Source organism: Pseudomonas sp. (genome assembly GCF_051660785.1).
GTDB lineage: Bacteria > Pseudomonadota > Gammaproteobacteria > Pseudomonadales > Pseudomonadaceae > Aquipseudomonas.
Genome location: NZ_JBOFQE010000030.1, coordinates 1 through 3,725, shown reverse-complemented (window position 1 = coordinate 3,725; position 3,725 = coordinate 1). Strand labels below are relative to the sequence as shown.

Sequence of the window (3,725 nt, the reverse complement as noted above, 5' to 3'; positions counted from 1 at the left end):
ATCTAGCCTGCTCGCGATAGCGGTCTGTCAGCTACATTGATGTTGAATGTTCCGACGCTATCGCGAGCAGGCTCGCTCCCACAGGGATTTCGACGCGCCGTTACATCGGTGGTGTGACGCCATCCTTGCCGGCCGAAATGGATTGCGCCGTCAGCGTCCCGTCCGCCCCCTGGGTGACAAACGTCACGATCTTCACGCCCACTTTCAGCAAACTGCGATCCCCCGGCATCAGGTTCACGATCGGCACATCTTCCGGCACCAGGATCTTCTGCTGCCCGCCCTTGTAGTTGACAGTCAACACCCGGCCATTGCTGACCACCAGATCGCCCACGCTGCCGTTGGTCATGCTGCTGCCCTTGACCAGATCAAACGGCCGATGCCCGTCGCCGCTGCCCGCCAGCTCCGGTGGAAAGACGTGGACTTCCAGCGCCTTCAAGGTGCCATCGTCTTGCGGAATCGCCGCCGAGCCGATGTAGCTGCCCGGCTTGATGTCTTCAATATTGGCCAGGGTAACGGCGCGGACCTTGGTGTCCTGGGTCAGGTTGATCACCACGTTTTCGCCGCTGCTGGCGTGAACTTTCAGGACGTCAGGGCTGACGCCGGTGATCTCGCCGCGCACACCGATGCGCATGCCCGGTGCATCGGCGGCCTGGGCCAGGCCCGCCGTGAACAAGCCGACCAGGGTAACAACTGAAGCGCCGCGTATAAGGTGACGAAACATCGCATTCATGGAAGTGCCTTCCGGTCAGGAAACGTGAGGAGAGAAGATAAGCACGCTATCGAACAGGATGTAAGTGAATGTATCATCGGACCTCGATATTTTGACGCAAGGTCCGTCGATGGACTTCACTCAGGTCCGTCACTCATTCCGCAAAGGAATGATTGCTATCACTCCAATCCCTCTTCTGCCGAATCAGATACCACTTTAGCCTGCGCGCATTCCCTTCTGTTCAGCGAGACACGTTATGAACCCAGCGACTCAGGTGCCCCACGGCACCGCGACAATGACCAAAGGCATGGTGATGCTCTTCGCCTTTTGCTGTGGCGCGATTGTGGCCAACATCTACTACGCCCAGCCGATCATCGGTCTGATCGCGCCGGACATCGGCCTGACCAGCACCATGGCCAGCCTGATCGTTTCGCTGACCCAGATCGGTTACGCGTTGGGTCTGTTCTTTCTGGTGCCACTAGGTGACCTGCTGGAAAACCGCCGACTGATGATCATCACGACCGTGGTGGCGATTGCCAGCCTGTTGGGCGCGGCGTTCACCGATCAGCCGAATGTGTTTTTGCTGATCTCGTTGCTGGTGGGTTTCAGTTCGGTGTCGGTGCAGATCCTGATTCCGCTGGCGGCGCACCTTGCGCCGGAAGAGTCACGCGGTCGGGTGGTCGGCGGGATCATGGGCGGTTTGCTGCTGGGGATTCTGCTGGCGCGGCCGGTGTCCAGCGTCGTGGCGGACCACTTTGGCTGGCGCGCGATGTTTGTGATCGCGGCGGTGTTGATGGCGGCGATCAGCCTGGTACTGGCACTGACCATTCCCAAGCGCCAGCCTGATCACAGCGCCTCTTATGGCCAGTTGCTCGGTTCTCTGTGGACGCTGTTGCGCCAACAACCGGTGTTGCGTCAGCGCGCGTTCTACCAGGGCTGCATGTTTGCCACGTTCAGCCCGTTCTGGACCGCCGTGCCGCTGGAGCTGGCGCGCAATCATGGCCTGTCGCAAACCCAGATCGCGATCTTCGCCCTGGTCGGCGCCATCGGTGCGATCGCCGCGCCGATTGCCGGCCGACTGGCCGATGCCGGCCACACCCGCATCGCTTCGCTGCTGGCCCTGCTGTTCGCCAGCCTGAGCTTTCTGCCCGCGTTCATCCACCCGGTCTACAGCGTCATCGGCCTCGCAGTCACCGGCGTGGTGCTCGACTTCTGCGTGCAGATGAACATGGTCCTCGGCCAACGCGCGGTCTACGCCCTCGACGCAAAAAGCCGCAGCCGCTTGAATGCGTTGTACATGACCAGCATCTTCATCGGCGGCGCGTTTGGTTCGTCGGTGGCCAGTGCGGTGTATGAGCATGGCGGCTGGTTGTGGATCGTGATTGTGGGCAGTGCGTTTCCGCTGTTGGCGTTGTTGCGGTTTTTGAGTGTTTCACCGAAGGCTTCGTTGGCGACTGCATAAGGCGTCAAAAGCTTCGCGGGCAAGAGCTCGTCCATGCAGATCCTTGTAAGACCCGGGCCAACCCGGATTACACTCAGCGTCCAGAGCCTGAAGCGATGCTGGATGCGATTCGCGGCTGACCCGTTCAAATGCCGCCTGCGCCGGCGACATGTTCTTTCAAGGAGTTTGCAATGACCCGACGTACCTTTCTCATTACCGGTGCCAGCAAAGGCATTGGTCGGGCAGTGGCCGAGCATCTGGACCGCGCGGGGCATCGGGTGGTCGGGATTGCCCGCACGCCTGACCTGTCATTCCCCGGCATTCTGTTTCCGCTGGATTTGAGTGACAGGACGCTGACTCAGGAGGTGCTGGCGGATCTGGCCAGGACGTACGAGTTTGATGGGCTGGTGAATAACGTCGGCCTGGTTCGCCCGCAGGTGCTGGGCGAAATCGACCTCGACACCTTCGACGACGTGATGCGGGTCAACCTGCATTCGGCGTTGCAGGCCACTCAGGCGCTGCTGCCGAGCATGCGCGCCAAGGGTTGGGGCCGGGTGGTGAATATTTCCAGTTTGACCGTGCTTGGGATCACTCAACGCACGGCGTACGCGGCGGCCAAAGCGGCGCTGATCAGCTTCACGCGTTCCTGGGCGCTGGAACTGGCGCAGACCGGCGTGACCGTCAACGCCGTGGCGCCAGGGCCGACTGAAACCGAGCTGTTCCGCACCAACAACCCGCCGGGCAGCGAAGGCGAAGCGCGGTATCTGGCGGGTGTGCCGATGGGCCGTTTCGGGCAGCCGCACGAAATCGCGGCGGCGATTGCGTTTTTGTTGTCTGAGCAGAGCGGGTTTATTACCGGGCAAACATTGTTTGTCGACGGCGGCTCTTCGATCGGTAAAGCCGCGTTCTGAGTCACCACACAAATCCCCTGTGGGAGCTAGCTGTGATCTCTCTGTAGGTTGTTCACTCGGGGCTTTTCCGGGAAATTGGAGGTGCGAACCAAACCAAGCACCCGGAGGCCCCGAGTGAACACTCATAAAAATGCCCGATTAACCGTTTCTGGTCGAGCCCTTCTTGTTCAACGAATCCTTGAGGAAGGCTTAAGACCTGTTGAGGTAGCTCAGTCCCAAGGGGTCAGTGTTCGCACTGCCTATAAGTGGCTTAATCGCTATCGAGTTGAAGGCAAGGAAGGACTGCAGGATCGTTCGTCCCGCCCCAAGTTTTGTCCGCACACGCTTCCAGAGAAGTGCCAGGAACAAGTGCTTGAGCTACGCCGCCAGCGAAAAACCTATCGCCAGATCAGCCAGGACTTGAAGGTGGGACACAGCACTGTAGGCAGGTTATTGAGCCGTAACGGCCTTAACCGCTTGGCATACCTGGAACCGCCACCGCCGGTGATTCGCTACGAATACTCTCAGCCCGGAGGCCTGCTTCACCTGGACATCAAGAAGCTGGGGCGCTTTAACAAACCAGGTCATCGAGTGACGCGAGACCGCCTAAAGGGCCGCTCTTACCATGTCGGCTGGGAATACGCCCATGTTGCCATCGACGATAACAGTCGAGTGGCACACAGCG

4 protein-coding genes are annotated in these 3,725 nt (G+C 60.0%); 3 read left to right on the top strand and 1 reads right to left on the bottom strand.

Going from position 1 to position 3,725, the window contains the following annotated elements:
• Positions 1–100 precede the first annotated feature (100 nt).
• A complete protein-coding gene (locus ACRC4F_RS07835; RefSeq protein WP_438658798.1) occupies positions 101–730 on the bottom strand; it encodes a hypothetical protein in 630 nt (209 codons plus the stop codon).
• Between the two features lie 235 nt (positions 731–965).
• Between ACRC4F_RS07835 and ACRC4F_RS07830 the strand changes: the two genes are divergently transcribed.
• The 3 genes from ACRC4F_RS07830 to ACRC4F_RS07820 form a co-directional block, all read left to right on the top strand.
• Positions 966–2,171, top strand: coding sequence for an MFS transporter (locus tag ACRC4F_RS07830; protein ID WP_438658797.1), 1,206 nt, complete (start codon positions 966–968; stop codon positions 2,169–2,171).
• A gap of 170 nt (positions 2,172–2,341) precedes the next feature.
• Positions 2,342–3,061, top strand: a complete 720-nt coding sequence (locus ACRC4F_RS07825; RefSeq protein WP_438658796.1) for an SDR family oxidoreductase — start codon at positions 2,342–2,344, stop codon at positions 3,059–3,061.
• Positions 3,062–3,175: 114 nt separating this feature from the next.
• A partial coding sequence (locus tag ACRC4F_RS07820) for a leucine zipper domain-containing protein (protein ID WP_438658795.1) occupies positions 3,176–3,725 on the top strand: 550 nt, incomplete at its 3' end.